17 protein-coding genes are annotated in these 18,669 nt (G+C 71.3%); 8 read left to right on the top strand and 9 right to left on the bottom strand.

Annotated elements, in window-relative coordinates:
* Nucleotides 1-53: 53 nt before the first annotated feature.
* From ABZ453_RS14490 to ABZ453_RS14470, 5 genes are all read right to left on the bottom strand, one after another.
* The gene (locus ABZ453_RS14490; RefSeq protein ID WP_359015021.1) at nt 54-1,163 is read right to left on the bottom strand and encodes a hypothetical protein; all 1,110 of its coding nucleotides are present in this window, start codon (nt 1,161-1,163) and stop codon (nt 54-56) included.
* A 206-nt stretch (nt 1,164-1,369) separates the two neighbouring features.
* Nucleotides 1,370-1,771, bottom strand: coding sequence for an SseB family protein (locus ABZ453_RS14485; RefSeq protein WP_359015019.1), 402 nt, complete (start codon nt 1,769-1,771; stop codon nt 1,370-1,372).
* 204 nt (nt 1,772-1,975) lie between these two features.
* On the bottom strand, nt 1,976-2,698 hold the full coding sequence (locus ABZ453_RS14480) for a peptidase E (protein WP_359015017.1): 723 nt from the start codon (nt 2,696-2,698) through the stop codon (nt 1,976-1,978).
* A complete protein-coding gene (locus ABZ453_RS14475) occupies nt 2,695-3,243 on the bottom strand; it encodes a cysteine hydrolase (protein WP_359015015.1) in 549 nt (182 codons plus the stop codon). Before ABZ453_RS14475 ends, ABZ453_RS14480 begins: the two co-directional genes overlap by 4 nt.
* On the bottom strand, nt 3,240-4,739 hold the full coding sequence (locus tag ABZ453_RS14470; protein WP_359015013.1) for a cytosine permease: 1,500 nt from the start codon (nt 4,737-4,739) through the stop codon (nt 3,240-3,242). The genes ABZ453_RS14475 and ABZ453_RS14470 overlap by 4 nt, the downstream gene beginning before the upstream one ends.
* A 151-nt stretch (nt 4,740-4,890) precedes the next feature.
* Here ABZ453_RS14470 and ABZ453_RS14465 point away from each other — a divergent pair, with 151 nt between their 5' ends.
* On the top strand, nt 4,891-5,127 hold the full coding sequence (locus ABZ453_RS14465) for a hypothetical protein (RefSeq protein WP_359015011.1): 237 nt from the start codon (nt 4,891-4,893) through the stop codon (nt 5,125-5,127).
* A gap of 333 nt (nt 5,128-5,460) precedes the next feature.
* On the opposite strand, the gene gndA is transcribed toward ABZ453_RS14465, so the two are convergent.
* A complete protein-coding gene (gene gndA, locus ABZ453_RS14460; RefSeq protein WP_359015009.1) occupies nt 5,461-6,900 on the bottom strand; it encodes an NADP-dependent phosphogluconate dehydrogenase in 1,440 nt (479 codons plus the stop codon).
* A gap of 189 nt (nt 6,901-7,089) precedes the next feature.
* Here gndA and ABZ453_RS14455 point away from each other — a divergent pair, with 189 nt between their 5' ends.
* The 6 genes from ABZ453_RS14455 to ABZ453_RS14430 all read left to right on the top strand — a co-directional run bounded on the left by ABZ453_RS14455 (nt 7,090) and on the right by ABZ453_RS14430 (nt 13,506).
* Nucleotides 7,090-8,541 (top strand): glyceraldehyde-3-phosphate dehydrogenase, encoded by a 1,452-nt coding sequence (locus ABZ453_RS14455; RefSeq protein ID WP_359015007.1) that lies wholly within the window; start codon nt 7,090-7,092, stop codon nt 8,539-8,541.
* A gap of 103 nt (nt 8,542-8,644) precedes the next feature.
* Nucleotides 8,645-10,096 carry a cytosine permease gene (locus tag ABZ453_RS14450; RefSeq protein ID WP_359015005.1) on the top strand — a complete coding sequence of 484 codons (1,452 nt, stop codon included), beginning with the start codon at nt 8,645-8,647 and terminating at the stop codon, nt 10,094-10,096.
* Nucleotides 10,097-10,227: 131 nt separating this feature from the next.
* Nucleotides 10,228-10,893, top strand: coding sequence for a YceI family protein (locus tag ABZ453_RS14445; RefSeq protein ID WP_359015003.1), 666 nt, complete (start codon nt 10,228-10,230; stop codon nt 10,891-10,893).
* A gap of 98 nt (nt 10,894-10,991) precedes the next feature.
* Nucleotides 10,992-11,864, top strand: coding sequence for an aminoglycoside phosphotransferase family protein (locus tag ABZ453_RS14440; RefSeq protein WP_359015001.1), 873 nt, complete (start codon nt 10,992-10,994; stop codon nt 11,862-11,864).
* Between the two features lie 41 nt (nt 11,865-11,905).
* Nucleotides 11,906-12,352 carry a YciI family protein gene (locus ABZ453_RS14435; RefSeq protein ID WP_359014999.1) on the top strand — a complete coding sequence of 149 codons (447 nt, stop codon included), beginning with the start codon at nt 11,906-11,908 and terminating at the stop codon, nt 12,350-12,352.
* Nucleotides 12,353-12,360: 8 nt separating this feature from the next.
* The gene (locus tag ABZ453_RS14430) at nt 12,361-13,506 is read left to right on the top strand and encodes a DUF6596 domain-containing protein (RefSeq protein ID WP_359014998.1); all 1,146 of its coding nucleotides are present in this window, start codon (nt 12,361-12,363) and stop codon (nt 13,504-13,506) included.
* Nucleotides 13,507-13,553: 47 nt separating this feature from the next.
* On the opposite strand, the gene ABZ453_RS14425 is transcribed toward ABZ453_RS14430, so the two are convergent.
* Nucleotides 13,554-14,003 (bottom strand): SsgA family sporulation/cell division regulator, encoded by a 450-nt coding sequence (locus tag ABZ453_RS14425; protein WP_359014996.1) that lies wholly within the window; start codon nt 14,001-14,003, stop codon nt 13,554-13,556.
* Nucleotides 14,004-14,388: 385 nt separating this feature from the next.
* Here ABZ453_RS14425 and ABZ453_RS14420 point away from each other — a divergent pair, with 385 nt between their 5' ends.
* Entirely contained in the window at nt 14,389-15,774 is a 1,386-nt protein-coding gene (locus ABZ453_RS14420) for an MFS transporter (protein WP_359014994.1), read from the top strand.
* A gap of 42 nt (nt 15,775-15,816) precedes the next feature.
* On the opposite strand, the gene ABZ453_RS14415 is transcribed toward ABZ453_RS14420, so the two are convergent.
* Both ABZ453_RS14415 and ABZ453_RS14410 read right to left on the bottom strand, forming a co-directional pair.
* Nucleotides 15,817-17,760, bottom strand: a complete 1,944-nt coding sequence (locus ABZ453_RS14415; protein WP_359014992.1) for a GAF domain-containing protein — start codon at nt 17,758-17,760, stop codon at nt 15,817-15,819.
* Nucleotides 17,761-17,835: 75 nt separating this feature from the next.
* Nucleotides 17,836-18,636, bottom strand: coding sequence for a 3-hydroxybutyrate dehydrogenase (locus ABZ453_RS14410; RefSeq protein WP_359014990.1), 801 nt, complete (start codon nt 18,634-18,636; stop codon nt 17,836-17,838).
* Between the last annotated feature and the right edge of the window lie 33 nt (nt 18,637-18,669).

The following is an 18,669-nucleotide window of genomic DNA, read 5'->3' as shown; positions in this document are numbered from 1 at the left end:
TCTCGGCCTGCTCTGCCTCGCCACCGCGGTCGCCTTCTGACGCGTCACCCGGCTCAGCCGGCCGGAGGCAGCTCGGGCCGCCCCTCGCCGGGTCTGCGGTCCGCGGGCCGGCGCGGCGGAACGGGCGTCGAGTCGAAGTCGCGCGGCCCGGTCCACAGCGCCGGTACGGCGTCGCAGCGGCGGCACAGCTCGTAGGCGATGGCCTCGTAGTTGACGCGCCAGCCGTGGAAGTGCGGCCAGGCCTCCGCGGTGGGGCGTTCGGCGCGGAAGCCCGCCGCCTCCAGCATGGCCGCCGCGGCCTCGAACTCCACATAGGTCAGCCGGATGTGGGCGTCCGGGGCGGGGTCGGGGTCGAAGGGGATGCGCTGGGCGCGGGCCATGTCGCGCAGGGCGGTGAAACCGGCGCGCAGCACCAGGCGGGCGGCCGGCGGGGCGGTGCGCGGGGTGAGCGCGAGCTGGACGGCCGCCGCGTCCATCACGGCGACCAGGCCGACCAGCCAGTGCCGGTACGGGCGTGGCGAGCGGAACGCCATCAGCACCGGGTACGCGGAGTGGCTCTCGCCGACGTCGGAGGCCAGCCGTTCCCACGCCCGGTACAGCTCCGGCAGAGCGGTCTCGGTGTCGACCAGCCACTGCCGGGCCAGGATCTCCGGACCCCAGGCGGGCTCCCCGGCCCGTGACTGCAGCAGGGTCACCTCCAGCTCGCGGCGGTTGTAGGCGGCGTACAGCGTGGGCAGGTAGGCGATCTGCAGGGCGATCAGGACGGGTCCGGTGGCCGCCGCGACGAAGTCGAGCGCGGACAGCCGCAGCCGGTCGCCGCTGGCGAAACCGAGGGTGAGCAGGCTGGAGCCGGCCTCACGGAAGGAACTGCCCCAGGACAGCCCGGACAGGGCGTGCAGCAGCAGGCCGAAGGCGAGCAGCGCGCCGCCCAGCCAGGTGGTGAGCATGCCGATCAGGATCAGGGGCGCGAGCCAGGTCTGGGCGCGGTCCACGGCGTCGTATCCCCCGCCGGGCGCGGCGAGCCGCAGCAGGCGGCGCAGCAGCCACCACAGCCGGTACACCAGCATCGAGTACAGGCCCCGCGGCACCACGAGGGTGCGCAGGACGCTGCCGACCAGGACCGCCAGCAACAGCCCGCCGGCCACGCCGGAGATCCATTCCATGCGGACATTGTGACCCGCTGCGGCGACCGGCGATCAGTTTCGTCAGCTCACGAGCGGACCGGGCGGAGCGGTCGGCCGCGCAGCCCGTGCCACGACGCCGCACCAGCCGTGTCGTCGGCCCCGGCTGCACGCGTCCGGGGCTGAGAACGGGGTCGGTGCCGTTCGCGCTCCGGTCGCGCGAGCACGGGAGCTCTCGCGGCACGGGCTCAGGGCCGCGCGAGCAGGGTGCGCACGCCTTCCGCGGTGAGGGTCAGCGGGTGCTCGGAGCCCGCGTCGATCGTCAGGGACAGTTCGTCGGCCGGCCACTGGGAGGCGAGGGCGCCCAGCGGGACCAGGCGGTAGCGGGAGACGAAGGGCAGCAGCTCGGCCATCTCCACCTCCGAGGTGAACACGGGTACCACCGGGTCGCCGTCCGGCTGCTCCAGGACGGGCAGCGCCACGGCCGAGGGGTCGCCGGCGTCGTCCTGGTTCGCGTCGTCCGGCACCGGGACGAGGACCTCGCTGCCGGCCAGCGTGTCCAGCGCCGCCGTGTCGTCGGTGTTCACGGCCAGCGCGTCGAGCGCCTGCCGTGCCGGTGTGGGGTTGTTCTCGTGGGCAGGTGTCTCCATGGCAGATCCCCTGGTAGCGACGGTCTTACGACACGCCCGGAACAAGATCGCCTCCGGGCAGGGCTCCGGGTCGCGTACCCGATCCGGAGCAGCCCATTCCCCCGCCACCGGGAGAATCCACGGGGCCGGCCACCGCGTCGACAGCCCAGGGAAGTGAGCGGAATGTGATCGCAGGGCAGGCCCACCGGAATCAGGCCAGGCCCCTCACACCAGCGAACGCCCGCCGACGACCCACTCCTGCACGCCCCCGCGTCCGTCCTGCTCCACCCGGTACAGATGAGCGCCGGGCGCCACCGACACCGTTTCCGCCAGCTCGCCGTCCAGGAACAGCGCCCCGACCCCGTCGTCCAGCGCCCATCCGCCCGGCAGCGAACCGTCCGCCACGGCCGCCCGGTAGGAGGGGCGCCGGCCCGGTTCGCTGTCGTAGTGAGGGCAGACCGAGCCGGACAGCAGCCCCAGTCCGTCCCGGAGGTGGCTCAGGGGACCGAAGGAGTCGGTGTGGGAGGCCTCCGCCCAGCAGTTGGCGCCGGCGCTGGTGCCGCACAGCAGCGTGCCGTGTTCGTAGGCCTCCCGGAGCAGACGGTCCACGCCGTGCACGCGCCAGACGGCCAGCAAGTTCGCGGTGTTGCCCCCGCCGACGTACACGACGTCCTGCGCATGCACCTGCGCGCGCAACGCGTCATCGTCCAACTCCCGCTGGAACAAGGGCAGTACGGACGCCTCGCAGTCCCGGCGCGCGCCGAACGCCTCGAGGAACCACTCCACGTACGCCGGGGCGTCGCCACTGGCGGTGGGCAGAAAGCAGACGCGCGGCAAGGAGGTACGCGCGTGGCCCAGGACCCAGCCATCCAGCGGACCCCCAGTCCCGAAGCCTCCGCCGAGGAGGGCGATGCGGCGGCGGTCGCGGGCGATCGGCTTGCGGCTCACCCCGCCTCCGCGAGCAGCTCGGTGACCGTGGTCAGACGGATCAACGGGCCGTAGGACTCCATGATTCGCAGTGTCCGCGCGTGTGCCGTGTCGTCCGCTCCCGCGCACGCGTCCGTGACGACCACGACCTCGACCCCCGCGTCGGCGGCGGCGAGGGCGGTGGACAGGACGCAGCAGTCGGTGCTGACGCCGGTCAGAACGAGGCGGTCCGCCGGACCGAGGCGGCGGGCGAGATCCGGACCCCACTTGCCGAAGGTCGTCGCGTCCAGGGTGTGGCGGGCGTGAGGGACGAAGTCCTCCGTCAGGGACCAGAGTTGGGCGTCCGGCGGCTGGAGCGCGAACGGCCAGCGGTCGTAGTAGGACCGCCAGGCACCCTCGGGTTTCGCGGGGGCCAGGAAGCGGGTGAAGGCGACCCGGTCACCGAAGGCCGGCAGCAGGCGTCGTACGCCCGCCGCGGCCTCGGCGTAGCGCGGCGCGGCCCAGGGGCTGTCCGGTTCGGCGAACACGCGTTGCATGTCGATGACGGCGAGCAGGCCGCCGCTCATACGGCGGCCCCCGCGTCCGCGGGGCTCGGCGCCAGTGCCTCCTGGGCGTGGACGCGGGCGCGGCCGAGGACGAGCGTGCCGAGGAAGCCGAGGGCGAGCGCGGCGAGGACGCCGAGGTTGGCGTAGGCCCAGGAGCCGGACTTGCCGCCGAGGCCGAAGGGGCCGAGCAGATAGCCCTGCCAGGTGAGCCAGCTCGCGGCCGCGTTGGTGACCAGGCCCCAGCCGAGGGCCGTGGCGACGACGGTCAGCAGCAGCGGAACGGGTTGTACGTCGCCGTAGCGGCCCGAGGGCCGATAGAGGTCGCCCTCGTCGTAGTCGCGCCGGCGCAGCAGCAGATCGGCGAGCATGATGCCGCACCAGGCGGCGATGGGGACGCCCAGCGTGGTGAGGAAGCCCATGAACTGGCCGAGGAAGTCGTCGGCGAAGAAGACGATGTAGACGGAGCCCGCGATCATCAGGACGCCGTCGACGAAGGCGGCCAGATAGCGGGGGATCCGGATGCCCGCCGAGAGCAGGGCGAGGCCGGAGGAGTAGATGTCGAGGACCGCGCCGCCGACCAGTCCGAGCACGGCGACCACGGCGAAGGGGACCAGGAACCAGGTGGGCAGGATGGTGGTGAGCGCGCCGATGGGGTCGGCGGCGACGGCCGTGTTCAGCTTGGTGGACGAGCCGGCCAGCAGCAGGCCGAAGACCAGCAGGAGCAGGGGTGCCAGGGACGCGCCGAAGGTGGTCCAGCCGATCACGCCCCGGCTGGAGGAACGGCGTGGCAGATAGCGGGAGTAGTCGGCGGCCGCGTTGACCCAGCCCAGTCCGAAGCCGGTCATCATGAACACCAGCGCGCCGATGAACTCCTGGGCGGAACCGGCCGGGATCGCGCTGACGGTGTTCCAGTGGATGTGGTCGGCGACCAGCCCGATGTAGGCGACGGTGAGCACACCGGTGACGACGGTGATCAGGGTCTGCAGTCGCATGATCAGGTCGAAGCCCATCACACCGCCGACCACGGTCAGTGCGCCGACGAGGAGCAGGGCGACCACCTTGGTCCCGGTGCCGCCGCCCCAGCCGAGCCGCCCGAAGACGGTGGCGGTGGCCATGGTGGCGAGCGCGCACAGCACGGTCTCCCAGCCGACGGTGAGCACCCAGGAGATCACCGAGGGCAGCCGGTTGCCGCGCACACCGTAGGCGGCCCGGCCGAGCACCATCGTCGGTGCGGAGCCGCGCTTTCCGGCCACGGCGATGAAACCGCACAGCAGGAAGGAGAAGACGATGCCGATCACGCCGGCGATCAGGGCCTGCCAGAAGGAGATGCCGAAGCCGAGCGCGAAGGCGCCGTAACTCAGGCCCAGAATTGAGACGTTGGCGCCGAACCAGGGCCAGAACAGGGTGCGCGGGGTGCCCTTGCGTTCGGCGTCGCCGATGACGTCGAGGCCGTGCGTCTCCACCTGGAGCCGGCCGGCCGTGGATCTGTTGTCGGGGGAATCCGAGGGGTCTGGCATGGTCGACCTACCTGTCCAGACGTGTCCAGACGTGACCAGGGGAGGCTAGGTCGGGTGGGTGAGGGCGTCAAGGATCAAGCGACCGGCGTGTGATGACCTTGGGCGGGGTGGTTACCCGTAGGGCCGGACGTACCCCACAGGAAGCAATCCGATGATCGACAACAGCGACCGTCACGAGCAGGTCTTCCAGGCCCTCGTCGCGGCCCAGCGACAGCACGGCGGCATGCCCGTCCACCTGGAGGAGATCGCCCGCACCGCGCGGCTGCCCAAGGACGAGACACGCGATCTGCTGGACGATCTGACGCAGGTGCACCGCCGGGTGACGGAGCTGGCGGGCGGCGACGAGCCGGCTCTCGGCCCGCGGTTCGGGGTCGCGCCCCGGCTGTGAATGTCGCCCTGTGCCTGTGAGGCCCGTTCAGCGGTCCCAGAACGGCAGGGGTGGGCAGACGTCGGCGCAGGTGTAGGCGCCGGGCATGAGCAGGCCCGCGTCGTCCTCGTTGTTGTCCCCGCCAGCGAAGGTCTCGCCCTTCATGTCGGTGACGAACCAGTTGGCGTCGTCGCCCTGCTCGAGGTGCGGTGGCAGGGCACCTTGTGTGGGGCGGGGGCGGTCAGGGCCGCCATGGCGGCGAGCGCCGGGGCGGCCGTGCCGAGTCCGCGCTTGATGTGTGGATCATGCCCTCGGGAACGACCGGTTCCGCCCGAGGGTCACGCCCGGGGCGGGTCAGGCGGGGGTCTCCGGGCGGCTCGGGGCGGCCCAGTGGGTGTGGAAGGCGCCGGGCCGGTCGGTGCGCTGGTAGGTGTGGGCACCGAAGTAGTCGCGCTGGCCCTGCAGGAGGGCGGCGGGCAGGCGGTCGGCACGCAGGGTGTCGTAGTGGGCGAGCGCGGCGGAGAACGCGGGGACGGGGATGCCGCGGCGGGCGGCGGAGGCGACGGTCTCCCGCCAGGGCACCTGCGCGTCGGTGATCTCCATGGCGAACTCCATCTCGCCCAGCAGGCTGACCAGTTCGCGGTCGGCGGCGTAGGCGGTGCGGATGCGGTCGAGGAAGGAGGCGCGGATGATGCAGCCGCCGCGCCAGATCCTGGCGACGGTGCCGAGGTCGATCTTCCAGCCGTACTCGGCGGCCGCGTCCTGGATCATCTTCAGGCCCTGGTCGTAGGCGATGACCTTGGACGCGTACAGGGCGTGCTCGACCTGGGAGGCGAAGCGTTCGGCCTCGGTGCGGCTCAGGTGGGGCCGGGTGCCGCCGGGCAGGCCCGCGTAGGCGGCGCGCAGTTCGCTCTGGCCGGAGGCGGCGCGGGCGAAGGTGGCCTGCGCGATGGCGGTGACCGGGGAGGCGAGGTCGAGGGCGGTCTGCACGGTCCAGCGGCCGGTGCCCTTCTGCCCGGCGGCGTCGGCCACGACGTCGACGAAGGGGGCGCCGGTCTCCGGGTCGGTGTGGGCGAGGACCTCGGCGGTGATCTCGACCAGATAGGAGCCCAGCCGGCCGTCGTTCCAGCGGCGGAAGACGTCCGCGATCTCGGCCGGGGTGTATCCGGCGACCTGGCGCAGCAGGTCGTACGCCTCGGCGATGAGCTGCATGTCGGCGTACTCGATGCCGTTGTGCACCATCTTGACGAAGTGTCCGGCGCCGTCGCTGCCGATGTGGGCGGCGCACGGCTCGCCGTCGACCTTGGCGCTGATGGTCTCGAACATCGGGCCGAGCACGTCGTACGACTCCGCCGAGCCGCCGACCATGACGGACGGTCCCTCCAGGGCGCCCTCCTCGCCCCCGGAGACGCCGGCGCCGACGAAGTGCAGGCCCCGCTCGCGCAGGGCGGCCTCGCGGCGGCGGGTGTCGGCGAAGTGGGCGTTGCCGCCGTCGATGATCATGTCGCCGGGCTCCAGGAGCGGGGCGAACTCCGCGATGACCGCGTCGGTGGCGGCACCCGCCTGCACCATGATCATCAGGCGGCGGGGGCGTTCGAGGGCCGCGACGAACTCCTCGGCCGTCTCGGCGGGGACGAAGGAGCCCTCGTCGCCGTACACCTCCATCAGCGCGCGCGTGCGGCCGGCCGTGCGGTTGTGGACGGCGACGGTGTACCCGCGGCGGGCGAAGTTGCGCGCCAGGTTGCGGCCCATGACCCCCAGGCCGGTCACGCCGATGGCTGCGGTTGCGTTCATGGTGATGGTGTCCCTCGATCGGTTCCGGTGGCGGTCGGCGGGGCGGGCAGGCCCCCATGACCGTGAGGTACGGACGGGGAGCCGGATCGTCTCGATTCGCTCCGCGTTCACCGCCTGGCACCCCCGTTCGAAGTATCGAAACACGAGGGGTTTAACATATGAGCGCTGCCTAGCTCGAAAGATGGATCTGTGACTGTCAACGACGACTCGTTCACCAACTGGAAGACCCGCGAGGAGATCGCGGAGTCGATGATCCCGATCATCGGGAAGCTGCACCGCGAGCGGGACGTCACCGTCCTGCTGCACAGCCGCTCCCTGGTGAACAAGTCGGTGGTGAGCATCCTCAAGACCCACCGCTTCGCCCGGCAGATCGCCGGCGAGGAGCTCTCGGTCACCGAGACCCTGCCCTTCCTGCAGGCGCTGACGACGCTCGACCTCGGCCCCTCGCAGATCGACATCGGCATGCTGGCCGCGACGTACAAGGACGACGACCGGGGCCTGACGGTGGAGGCGTTCACCGCCGAGGCCGTCGCCGGGGCCACCGGCGCCAACAAGATCGAGGGAGGCGTCGGGCGCGACGTCGTCCTCTACGGCTTCGGCCGTATCGGCCGGCTCGTGGCCCGCCTGCTGATCGAGAAGGCCGGCTCCGGCAACGGCCTGAGGCTGCGCGCGATCGTCGTGCGCGGCGGCGAGCGGGCCCCCGAGGATCTCGTCAAGCGGGCCTCGCTGCTGCGCCGGGACTCCATCCACGGCCAGTTCCAGGGCACGATCACCGTGGACGAGGCGTCGAGCACGATCTTCGCCAACGGCAACGCGATCAAGGTGATCTACGCAGGCGACCCCTCCGAGGTGGACTACACGGCGTACGGCATCAGCAACGCGATCCTGATCGACAACACCGGCAAGTGGCGCGACCGCGAGGGCCTGTCCCAGCACCTGCGTCCCGGCATCGACAAGGTCGTGCTGACCGCGCCGGGCAAGGGCGACGTCCCGAACATCGTGCACGGCGTCAACCACGACACGATCAAGCCCGACGAGCAGATCCTGTCCTGCGCCTCCTGCACCACCAACGCGATCGTGCCGCCGCTGAAGGCGATGGACGACGAGTACGGCGTGCTGCGCGGACACGTGGAGACGGTGCACTCGTTCACCAACGACCAGAACCTGCTGGACAACTACCACAAGGCCGACCGCCGTGGCCGCTCGGCGCCGCTGAACATGGTCATCACCGAGACCGGTGCCGCCTCCGCCGTCGCCAAGGCGCTGCCCGACCTGAGGGCGCGGATCACCGGCAGCTCGATCCGGGTCCCGGTGCCGGACGTCTCGATCGCGATCCTCAACCTCCAACTCGCCCGCGAGACCGACCGCGAGGAGGTACTCGACCACCTGCGCAAGGTGTCGCTGACCTCGCCGCTCAGGCGCCAGATCGACTTCACCACCGCCCCCGACGCGGTCTCCAGCGACTTCATCGGCTCACGGCACGCCTCGATCATCGACGCGGGCGCCACCAAGGTGGAGGGCGACAACGCCATCCTCTACCTCTGGTACGACAACGAGTTCGGCTACTCCTGCCAGGTCATCCGGGTCGTCCAGCACGTCTCCGGGGTGGAGTACCCCACCTTCCCCAGCCCGGCGGTCTGACCAGGAGAATTGTCTGGTCAAGGGTCGGCAATGTGACCTTTGGCCAGACAATTCCAGGGAAGGAATCCGGCCACAAGGGTGGATGGAACACTCTGGAGGCGCCGTGACCACAACATCGGAACCGCGGGTGTCGGGGCTGGAGATCCGCTCCATCGACTACGTTCCGCTCGACGAGCGCCACGGCAAGCTGTGGCACCTGGGCCCGCTGTGGTTCATGTCGAACGCCCAGATCGCCACCCTCGCCGTGGGCCTGATCAGCATCACCGAGGGCGGCAACCTCATCTGGTCGCTGATCGCGATCGTGGCCGGCACCGTCCTCGGCACCTTCTTCATGGCCTTCCACTCGGCCCAGGGCCCCCAGCTGGGTCTGCCGCAGATGATCCAGTCGCGGCCCCAGTTCGGCTACATCGGCGCCCTGCTGGTGTGGCTGTTCGCCTACATCCAGTACGCGGGCTTCAACGTCTTCAACACCATCCTCGCCGGCGAGGCCATGCACACCACCGTGCACGGCGGGGTGAAGCTGTGGGTGGTCGTGGTCACCGTGGTCGCCCTGGTGATCGCGCTGGTCGGCTACGACGTCATCCACAAGGCCGAGCAGTTCCTGACCTACACCTTCCTGGTCGTCTTCGGGATCTTCACCGTCGGCGTCCTGGTCACCCTGCACTACCCGGCCGGCTCCTTCGACCTCGGCGCCTTCAAGTGGACGCCGTTCCTGGCCCAGTTCGGCGTGGTCGCCGGCTACCAGATCAGCTGGGCGATCTACGTCTCGGACTACTCCCGCTATCTCCCGCCGGACGTCACCGTCCGCAAGACCTTCTACTGGACGTACTTCGGTTCCGCCCTCGGCGGCATCTGGCTGATGGTGCTCGGCGCGCTGCTCGCCGCCTGGGCCGGCAAGGACTTCGACACGATCAAGTCGATCAACGCGGCGGGCGACAAGGTCTTCACCGGCTTCGGCGCGATCGTGCTGCTCTTCGCCGTGCTGGGGCTGGTCTCCGTCACCGCGCTCAACATGTACGGCGGCTCGCTCACCTTGATCAGCGCCGTCGACTCGATCAGACGGGTGCGCCCGACGCTGAGCGTAAGGCTGGTGACCATCGGACTGACCGCGGCGCTCTCCCTGGTCGGCGCGCTGGCCGCGACCTCCAACTTCCTGGAGAACTTCAACAACTTCCTGCTGCTGGTGCTCTATCTGTTCATCCCGTGGACCGCGGTCAACCTGATGGACTACTACGTCGTGCGCCGCGGTCACTACGCCATCGCCGAGATCTTCAACCCGCATGGAATCTACGGCCGTTGGGGCTGGCAGGGCATCATCGCCTATCTGGTGGGCTTCGGCGTCATGGTGCCGTTCTTCGCCGTGGGCACCCTCTACACCGGCCCGGTGGCGGACGCGCTCGGCGGTGCGGACATCTCGCTGTTCATCGGGTTGCCGGTGGCGGGCGCCCTGTACTGGTGGCTGACCCGCTCCATCGACGTGGCCGCGGAGGCACGGCTGGCCGAGGCGGAGGCGGAGGAATTGGAGCAGGCGGCGCACGAACACCGCGAGCCCTGACGGATATCGGCGAATCCGGCATTATCGCCGCGAACCGATTCCGTGGTGAATGTGTGTGGGTTATGTTCGGGCCGCCACGGGACGTGAAGCAGGCTTGCGGCAATATCTTTCATGAAGTAACTACGTGAACCATGAACTTGTTCACCCGCGCTGCGTCCCTGCGCCGCCCGGCTCCCCCCGCAGCTTCACCGTCCCCCACCACCCGGCCGCCGGCGTTCTCCCCCACCGCCGGTGCCGCCACCCCCACCCTGGCCTCCCTGACCGGGGAATGGATGATCGACCCGGCGCACAGCCGGATCGGTTTCTCCGTCCGGCACGCCATGGTCACCACCGTGCGCGGAGCCTTCACCGAGTACCGCAGCAGGCTCTTCTTCGACGGCCACGATCCCGCCCGCTCGCAGGCGGAGATCGTGCTGTCCACCGCCAGCGTCGACACCGGCGTGGAACAACGCGACGCGCACCTGGTCGGCCGCGACTTCCTGGACGCCCGCAACTACCCCCGGATGAGCTTCCGGAGCACCGCCGTCGAGGTCGACGGCAACGATGTCTACCGCATGACCGGCGACCTCACCATCAAGAAGGTGACGCGTCCCGTGGTGCTGGAACTCACCTACATAGGCCATGTGACCGACCCCTTCGGCTATGAACGTGTCGGATTCGACGGCACCACCACCATCAACCGCTCCGAATGGGGTCTTACCTACAACGCCAAACTCGCCGAAGGCGGTGCCATGGTGAGCGAGAAAGTGCGTCTGCAATTCGACATCGCCGCCATCCGCACCACTCCCACCGAATGACGAGCCGCTGCTGAAACGCACTCCGTGACCACGGTCGCGGAGTGCGCCTTGGTAGGGTGCGAGAGTTGCGGCACTCACGGGAGAGAGGCAAGGCGACGATGCAGGCGTCCGTGCTCCCGCGCGCCGTGGCGGCGGCCACGGCGACCGCCTCGTCCCTGGGCCTGAGCGTCGACGACGCGATCGTGCTGCACGACTCCAACAAACTCACCCTGCGGCTGCTGCCCTGCGACGTCCTTGCCCGGGTGGCACTGGCGGCGGATCAGGTCGCGCGATTCGAGGTCGACCTCGCCCAGCGACTCGCCGAGGCCGGGTGCCCCGTTGCCGTACTCGATCCTCGCGTGAAGCCGCGCGTCCACCGACACGACGGCTTCGTCATCACGCTCTGGACCTACTACGAACCCGCGGGACCACGACAGATCGCACCGGCCGACTACGCCCACGCGCTCCGGCGGCTGCACGCCGGCATGCGCCAACTCCACGTCCCCGCACCCCACTTCACGGACCGGGTCGCACAGGCCCAACACCTGGTGGCGAGCCGCGACCGCACTCCGGCGCTCACCGGCGCGGACCGGGAACTGCTCGGCGGCACCTTGCGGAACCTGAGAGAAGTGATCGGCGAGCGCGCCGGCCCCGATCAGCTGCTGCACGGCGAGCCGCACCCGGGCAACCTGCTCACCACGGCGAACGGCCCCCTGTTCATCGACCTCGAGACCTGCTGCCGTGGACCCGTCGAATTCGACCTCGCCCATGCGCCCGAGGACGTCGGCGACCACTACCCGGGGGTCGATCAGGAGCTGCTGCGCGCCTGCCGGCTCCTCGTCCTGGCGATGATCACGACATGGCGCTGGGAGCGGGACGACCAGCTCCCCGACGGGCGCCGGCTGGGCACGGAATGGCTCGGCGAGATCCGGGCGCGAACACATCCTCGCGGCGATGTCGAGAACACCCGACCGGCTCCGTCCCAGGGGTGAACGCGGCCACGAGGGGTCGCACCAGCACCGAGGAGGACACGATGGCCAAGTATCTGCTGCTGAAGCACTACCGCGGCGCCCCGGCTCCGGTGAACGACGTGCCGATGGACCAGTGGACACCGGAGGAGATCTCGGCGCACGTGCGGTACATGAACGACTTCGCGGCCCGGCTGGAGAAGTCCGGCGAGTTCGTCGACAGCCAGGCGCTCACCCCCGAGGGGAGCTGGGTCCGGTACGGCGGTGAGGGGCGCCCGCCGGTCACCGACGGCCCGTTCGCCGAGACCAAGGACCTCATCGCCGGCTGGATGATCATCGACGTGGACAGCCACGAGCGCGCCGTCGAACTGGCCGCGGAGCTGTCGGCCGCTCCCGGGGCGGGCGGCAGGCCGATCCACGAGTGGCTGGAGGTGCGCCCGTTCATGAACCCGCACCCCAACGTCACGGACTTCGCCGAACACTGCACCAGCACGGCTCCCGCGCAGGAGTGAGCTCGCCCATGGACGAGGCCCTGCTGCGGAGCCTCACGCCGAACGTCCTCACGGTCCTCGTCCGCCGCGGAGCCGACTTCGCGGCGGCCGAGGACGCCGTGCAGGAGGCCCTGCTCGAAGCGGTCCGCGGGTGGCCGCACGACCCGCCGCGGGACGCGAAGGGCTGGCTGGTCACCGTGGCCTGGCGGAAGTTCCTCGACCAGGCCCGGGCGGACAGCGCGCGCCGTCGGCGTGAGGACCGTCTGGAGGAACAGCCGCCGCCGGGGCCCGCGTCCGCGGTCGACGACACGCTCCAGCTCTACTTCCTGTGCGCCCACCCGTCCCTCACGCCCTCGTCCGCCGTCGCGCTCACCCTGCGCGCCGTCGGCGGGCTCACCACCCGGCAGATCGCCCGGGCCTATCTGGTGCCCGAGGCGACCATGGCGCAGCGCATCAGCCGGGCCAAGCGCACCGTCTCCGGGGTGCGCTTCGAGCAGCCCGGCGATGTCGCCACCGTGCTGCGCGTCCTCTACCTGGTCTTCAACGAGGGCTACTCCGGGGACGTCGACCTCGCCGCCGAGGCGATCCGGCTCACCCGGCAGCTCGCGGCCGCCGTCGACCATCCCGAGGTGGCGGGGCTGCTCGCCCTGATGCTGCTGCACCACGCCCGCCGCACCGCTCGCACGGCGCCCGACGGCAGCCTGGTGCCGCTCGCCGAGCAGGACCGCGGCCGGTGGGACACCGGGACGATCGCGGAGGGCGTCGAGATCCTGCAGGCGGCCCTCGCCCGCGACCGGCTCGGCGAGTTCCAGGCGCAGGCCGCCGTCGCGGCCCTGCACGCGGACGCGGCCCGCGCCGAGGAGACCGACTGGGTGCAGATCGTCGAGTGGTACGACGAGCTCGTCCGCCTGACCGACAGCCCCGTCGCCCGCCTCAACCGCGCGGTCGCCGTCGGTGAGGCGGACGGACCGCGCGCGGGTCTGGCCGCGCTCGCGGAGCTGGACTCCTCGCTGCCCCGCCACACGGCGGTGGCGGCCCACCTCCACGAACGCGACGGCGACCTGACGACCGCGGCCCGGCTGTACGCCGAGGCGGCGCGGACGGCACCCAACCTCGCCGAACGCGACCACCTGACCCGCCAGGCCGCCCGGCTCAACACCCTCCTGCGCCCATGACACCGGCCCGACCGCGGTGATCCGGACGGACGTCGGGACTGCCGGGGCTACCCGTGCGGCCTGCCCGGCCGGTTCAGGAGCTGGTCGGCGAGGTCGTCCAGGTCGAGGTGACCTGTCTCCGTGCCCGCGGGCACCGCTTGCAGGGTCCGGTGCAGGAACGCCTCCACGGCCCGTGCCGACGCGATGAGGACGACCCGCTCCGCTTCCCCGCCCGGCCGCAGCTGGACGCAGACCTCGTTCACCGCGCCGCGCGCCGAGGGCCACACACGGATGTCCCCCTCCCCCGTGATGCGGGACCGGCCGCCGATCAGCAGGTCCCGGGCGAACACCCAGCACACCACCGAGTCACCGGCCACGTGGAAGGCCATGCAGACGGCGTAGGGGTCCATGCTGTCGTAGATCAGATCGGCCGACACCGGCTGGATCCATTCGTCGTCGAGCAGCAGGCTGACGAGCATCCGGCAGGCGACCACGGCCGGTTGGCGAAGGTTTCTCATCGAAAGACCGGGCCACGGCTGAACACGACACCCACCTTCTGCTGCAAAAGCACCCTCGCCATCGCAGGTCTCCTTCTGGTCGCTCCCGGCACGCCGGGCCGCCCGTCGGCGCCGTGTGCCCGGGACCATGGTCCGGCCGCCCGTTCCCGCCTCGCGCCCCGTGAAATCCCGGGCCGTCACCCTGGCCCGGGCCCTGGTCTTCGCTGGCGCGCCGGAAACGTCCACACGGTGTACTACGACAAGTCCCTCGTACCGGCAGACATAGAGGCTGCGCGGATAGGTGGGCCCCAAACTATGTAGCCCCACCACATGTGCGCCTGACCTGCGTCTTCCTAGCGTGTGCCGACACGTACCCGTCCCCACCGCACACGAGGAAGTGGCGCACATGGCCTCCGCAGCATCCGCTCCACCGACCCCCGTCAACCTCAAGCGCATCGTCGCCGCCAGCCTCATCGGCACCACCATCGAGTGGTACGACTTCTTCCTGTACGGTTCCGCCGCCGCGCTCGTCTTCAACAAGCTGTTCTTCCCCGACTCCGACCCCCTGGTCGGCACGCTGCTGTCGTTCCTGACGTACGCCGTCGGGTTCGCCGCCCGTCCCCTCGGTGCTCTGGTCTTCGGGCACTACGGTGACCGGATCGGCCGCAAGAAGCTGCTGGTGCTCAGCCTGCTGATGATGGGCGGGGCGACCTTCGCGATCGGGCTGCTGCCCACGCACGCGACGGTCGGAGCCGCGGCGCCGGTGCTGCTGACCACGCTGCGGCTGGTGCAGGGCTTCGCGCTCGGCGGTGAGTGGGGCGGGGCGGTGCTGCTGGTGTCGGAGCACGGGGACGCGCGGCGCCGCGGGTTCTGGGCCTCGTGGCCGCAGACCGGGGCGCCCGCCGGGCAGTTGCTCGCGACCGGCGTGCTCTCCCTGCTGACGGCGCTGCTCTCCGACGCCGCCTTCGGCTCCTGGGGCTGGCGGATCCCGTTCCTGCTCTCCGGCGTGCTGGTGATCGTCGGTTTGTGGATTCGTCTGTCTGTCGATGAATCGCCTGTATTCCAGCAGGCGTTGGCGCAGGCCGAGGCCCGCAAGGCGGTCGGCGACGGCGCCACCGAGAAGCTGCCACTGGTCTCCGTGCTGCGCCACCACTGGCGCGACGTGCTGGTGGCGATGGGCGCGCGCATGGCGGAGAACATCAGCTACTACGTCATCACCGCCTTCATCCTCGTGTACGCCACCACCGCGGCCGGCGTCTCCAAGCAGACCGCGCTGAACGCCGTACTGATCGCCTCCGCCGTGCATTTCGCGGTCATCCCGGCCTGGGGCGCGCTGTCGGACCGGGTCGGACGGCGGCCGGTGTATCTGCTGGGCGCGGTCGGCGTCGGGCTGTGGATGTTCCCCTTCTTCTCCCTCATCGACACCGGCGGCTTCGGCAACCTGATCATCGCCGTCACCGTGGGCCTGGTCCTGCACGGCGCGATGTACGCACCCCAGGCCGCCTTCTTCTCCGAGATGTTCGCCACCCGCATGCGCTACTCCGGTGCCTCGATCGGCGCCCAGTTCGCCTCGGTCGCCGCCGGCGCCCCGGCACCGCTGATCGCCACCGCGCTGCTGTCCGACTACGACAGCTCGACCCCGATCGCCCTGTACGTCATCGCCGCGGCCGTCCTCACCGTCGTCGCCGTGGGGCTCGCGAAGGAGACGCGCCGACGGGATCTCGCCGACGTCGACTCCTCGGCCACCGACGAGTCGGAGAGGACTCCCGCGGCGGACGCCCGGACCGTGTGACCCTGTCGCGACCGGCCCCCGTACGCGTCCGCGTACGGGGGTTCAGCGCTGCTCCGCCGCCGACAACCGGTGCAGGCGCAGGGCGAGTTGGATCTCCAGGGCGCGGGCTGGGCTGTGCCAGTCGTCGCCGAGGAGACGGCCGACGCGCTCCAGGCGCTGGGCGACGGTGTTGACGTGGACGTGGAGTTCGTCCTTGGTGCGGGCCGGGCTCATGCCGCAGGTGAAGTAGGCGTCGAGGGTGCGCACGAGATCGGTGCCGCGGCGTTCGTCGTAGGCGACGACCCGGCCGATGGTGCGGTCGACGAAGCCGGCGACGTCCCGGTCCCCGGCGAGCAGGAGGCCGAGGAACCCGAAGTCCTGGGCGGCGGCCCCGTCACCGGCGCGACCGAGCAGTCGCAGGGCCTCCAGGCAGCGTCGGCCCTCCTGGTAGGCGGCGGCCACCGCGTCGGGATGGGCGGCGAGATCGCGGACAGGCGCGGAGGCGCCGACGGTGACCGCCTCATGGACGGCGGTGCCCAGGTCGCGGGCGGTCCGGCGGGCCAGGGCGGTGGCGGTGTCACCGGTCCGGAGCGGCAGCAGCAGGACGGTGCCGCCGTCGCGGGCGGCGGCCAGGCCGTGCCGGGTGGCGGCGAGGTGGGAGGCGGCGGACCACAGGCGCCGGCGGGCGTCGGCCTCCTGCTCGGCGTCGGCGGCGGGGCCGTCGAGGCGGGCGGCGAGGACGACGTGGGTGGCGTCGAGGTCGGCGTGCAGGCGTGCGGCGCGCTCGCGCAGCAGCCGTGGGTCGCGGTCGCGGGCGTCGAGGAGATCGTCCAGCAACTCGCCGCGGACGCGTTGTTCGGCGTCGGCGGCGGAGCGTCTGGCCAGGAGCAGCAGCGAGGTGACCATCGCCGCGCGTTCCAGGGTGAGTTGGTCGACGGGGTCGAGCCCGGGGTGGCCGCGCAGGACGAGCGCGCCGAGGAGTTCGCCGCCGGCTGCCACGGCCGCGATCCAGTCGTCCTTGTGGCGTACGGCGTGGCCTTCGGCCCGGGAGGTCTCCAGGGGCCGTTGGGGTGTGTCGGCGGCCTCGGTGAACTCGACGGTGCCGTCGAGGACCTGGGAGACGGCCGCGGCCACGTCGTGCACCCCGCCGCCGCGCAGGACGAGCTCGGTCAGCCGGTCGTGGACATCGGAGGCGCGCTCGATGACCCCGCTGCGGTCCCGGATGATCTCGTTGGCCCGCTCCAGTCCGGCGAGGGCCGAGCGGGTCTCGGTGAGGAGGTTGGCGGTGTCGATGGCGGCCGCGGCGAGGGCGGCGAAGGAGCCGAGCAGGGCGATCTGCTCCCGCTCGAAGACCCGGGCCCGCCGGTCGGCGGCGAAGAGGACGCCGATGACGTGGTGGCCCAGCATCAGGGGGACGCCGAGGATGGCGACCAGTCCCTCGTCGCGTACGCCGGCGTCGATGGCGTGGGTGTGCTGGAAGCGGTCGTCCTTGAAGTAGTCGTCGGTGACATAGGGGCGGGCCGTCTGGGCGACCAGCCCGCCCAGCCCCTCCCCCATCCCGAGCCGCAGCTGCTGGAATCGGGCGGCGACCGAGCCCTCCGTGACCCGCATGTAGGTGTCGCCGCGCGTGGGGTCGTTCAGGCTGAGGTAGGCGACGTCCGTGCCGAGCAGTGAGCGGGCGCGCTGCACGATCGCCCGCAGGACGGAGTCCAGGTCGCGCAGGCCCGCGAGGTCGTGGGCGGTCTCGAACAGCGCCGACAGCTCCGCCTCGCGGCGGCGCCGTCCCTCCAGCTCCGCCCGCACCCGCAGCGCGAGCAGCTTGGCGTGCTCCAGCGCGACGACGGTCTTGTCGGGGCGGCCCTCCGCGCGCGCCAGCAGCACCGGCTGCTCATAGGCGTCGACGGGCGCGCCCCTGGCCAGCAGCTCCAGGAACGGCGTCTCGGTGGGCGCGCCCGCCGGCGCCGTGCCGTCGGCGCGCTCGGCGGACCGCACGTGATCGCGGGACATGGTCACAGGATTCCCCATCCGGTGCTCGCCCCGTCAGCCCTGTGGACAACTCGTCGGTGCACGGCTACGGCCTGCTCAGTGAGCGGTCCAGCCGCCGTCGAGGACGAGCGAGGTGCCGGTGACGAAGGACGCCCGCGGACCGCACAGATACGCCACGGCCTCGGCGACCTCCTCCGGTTCGACGAGCCGCTTGACCGCACTGTCCTGCAGCAGCACCTCCGTGAGCACCCGTTCCTCGGGGATGCCGTGCGCCTGCGCCTGGTCGGCGAGCTGCCGTTCGACCAGGGGGGTGCGCACATAGCCGGGGTTCACGCAGTTCGAGGTGACGCCGTGGGGCGCGCCTTCCAGAGCGGCGGTCTTCGACAGGCCCTCCAGCCCGTGTTTGGCGGCCACATAGGCCGACTTGTAGGCGGAGGCGCGCAGCCCGTGCACCGAGGAGACGTTGACGATACGGCCCCATCCCTGCCCGTACATGTGCGGCAGGGCGCCGCGGATGAGCCGGAAGGGCGCTTCCAGCATCACGGTGAGCACGGTGTGGAAGACGTCGGGCGGGAACTCTTCGATGGGGCGGACCAGCTGCAGTCCGGCGTTGTTGACGAGGACGTCGGTGCCCGCGGCGGCGAGTTCGGCGGCGTCGAGGTCGGTGAGGTCCAGGACGTGCGGTTCGACCGTGCCCGCCAGGCCCGCTGCCCGCTCGGCCAGCGCCTGCAGGCCCACCGCGTCCCGGTCGACCGCTCTCACCTTGGCCCCGGCGGCGGCGAGCCGCAGCGCGCAGGCGCCGCCGATGCCACCGGCGGCGCCGGTGACCAGGGCGGTGCGGCCGCCGAGGTCCAGGGAGGGGATGTGGGGGGCGGATGCGGCGTTGAGCGGGGTCATGGCACGACCCTAAGCAGCGGGGTTGCCTGACCA

Origin of the sequence: Streptomyces sp. NPDC005799 (genome assembly GCF_040630525.1) — a bacterium.
Classification (GTDB): Bacteria; Actinomycetota; Actinomycetes; order Streptomycetales; family Streptomycetaceae; genus Streptomyces; species Streptomyces griseorubiginosus_B.
The sequence above is the reverse complement of the archived record's forward strand: the minus strand, read 5'-3'. Positions and strand labels throughout refer to the sequence as shown.

Coding starts and splice junctions, on each gene's coding strand:
- ABZ453_RS14435 (WP_359014999.1), top strand. CDS start 11,906: ATGGCCAAGTATCTGCTGCTGAAGCACTACCGCGGCGCCCCGGCTCCG.
- ABZ453_RS14425 (WP_359014996.1), bottom strand. CDS start 14,003: ATGAGAAACCTTCGCCAACCGGCCGTGGTCGCCTGCCGGATGCTCGTC.
- ABZ453_RS14430 (WP_359014998.1), top strand. CDS start 12,361: ATGGACGAGGCCCTGCTGCGGAGCCTCACGCCGAACGTCCTCACGGTC.
- ABZ453_RS14485 (WP_359015019.1), bottom strand. CDS start 1,771: ATGGAGACACCTGCCCACGAGAACAACCCCACACCGGCACGGCAGGCG.
- ABZ453_RS14440 (WP_359015001.1), top strand. CDS start 10,992: ATGCAGGCGTCCGTGCTCCCGCGCGCCGTGGCGGCGGCCACGGCGACC.
- ABZ453_RS14420 (WP_359014994.1), top strand. CDS start 14,389: ATGGCCTCCGCAGCATCCGCTCCACCGACCCCCGTCAACCTCAAGCGC.
- ABZ453_RS14470 (WP_359015013.1), bottom strand. CDS start 4,739: ATGCCAGACCCCTCGGATTCCCCCGACAACAGATCCACGGCCGGCCGG.
- ABZ453_RS14410 (WP_359014990.1), bottom strand. CDS start 18,636: ATGACCCCGCTCAACGCCGCATCCGCCCCCCACATCCCCTCCCTGGAC.
- ABZ453_RS14445 (WP_359015003.1), top strand. CDS start 10,228: ATGAACTTGTTCACCCGCGCTGCGTCCCTGCGCCGCCCGGCTCCCCCC.
- gndA (WP_359015009.1), bottom strand. CDS start 6,900: ATGAACGCAACCGCAGCCATCGGCGTGACCGGCCTGGGGGTCATGGGC.
- ABZ453_RS14490 (WP_359015021.1), bottom strand. CDS start 1,163: ATGGAATGGATCTCCGGCGTGGCCGGCGGGCTGTTGCTGGCGGTCCTG.
- ABZ453_RS14475 (WP_359015015.1), bottom strand. CDS start 3,243: ATGAGCGGCGGCCTGCTCGCCGTCATCGACATGCAACGCGTGTTCGCC.
- ABZ453_RS14465 (WP_359015011.1), top strand. CDS start 4,891: ATGATCGACAACAGCGACCGTCACGAGCAGGTCTTCCAGGCCCTCGTC.
- ABZ453_RS14415 (WP_359014992.1), bottom strand. CDS start 17,760: ATGTCCCGCGATCACGTGCGGTCCGCCGAGCGCGCCGACGGCACGGCG.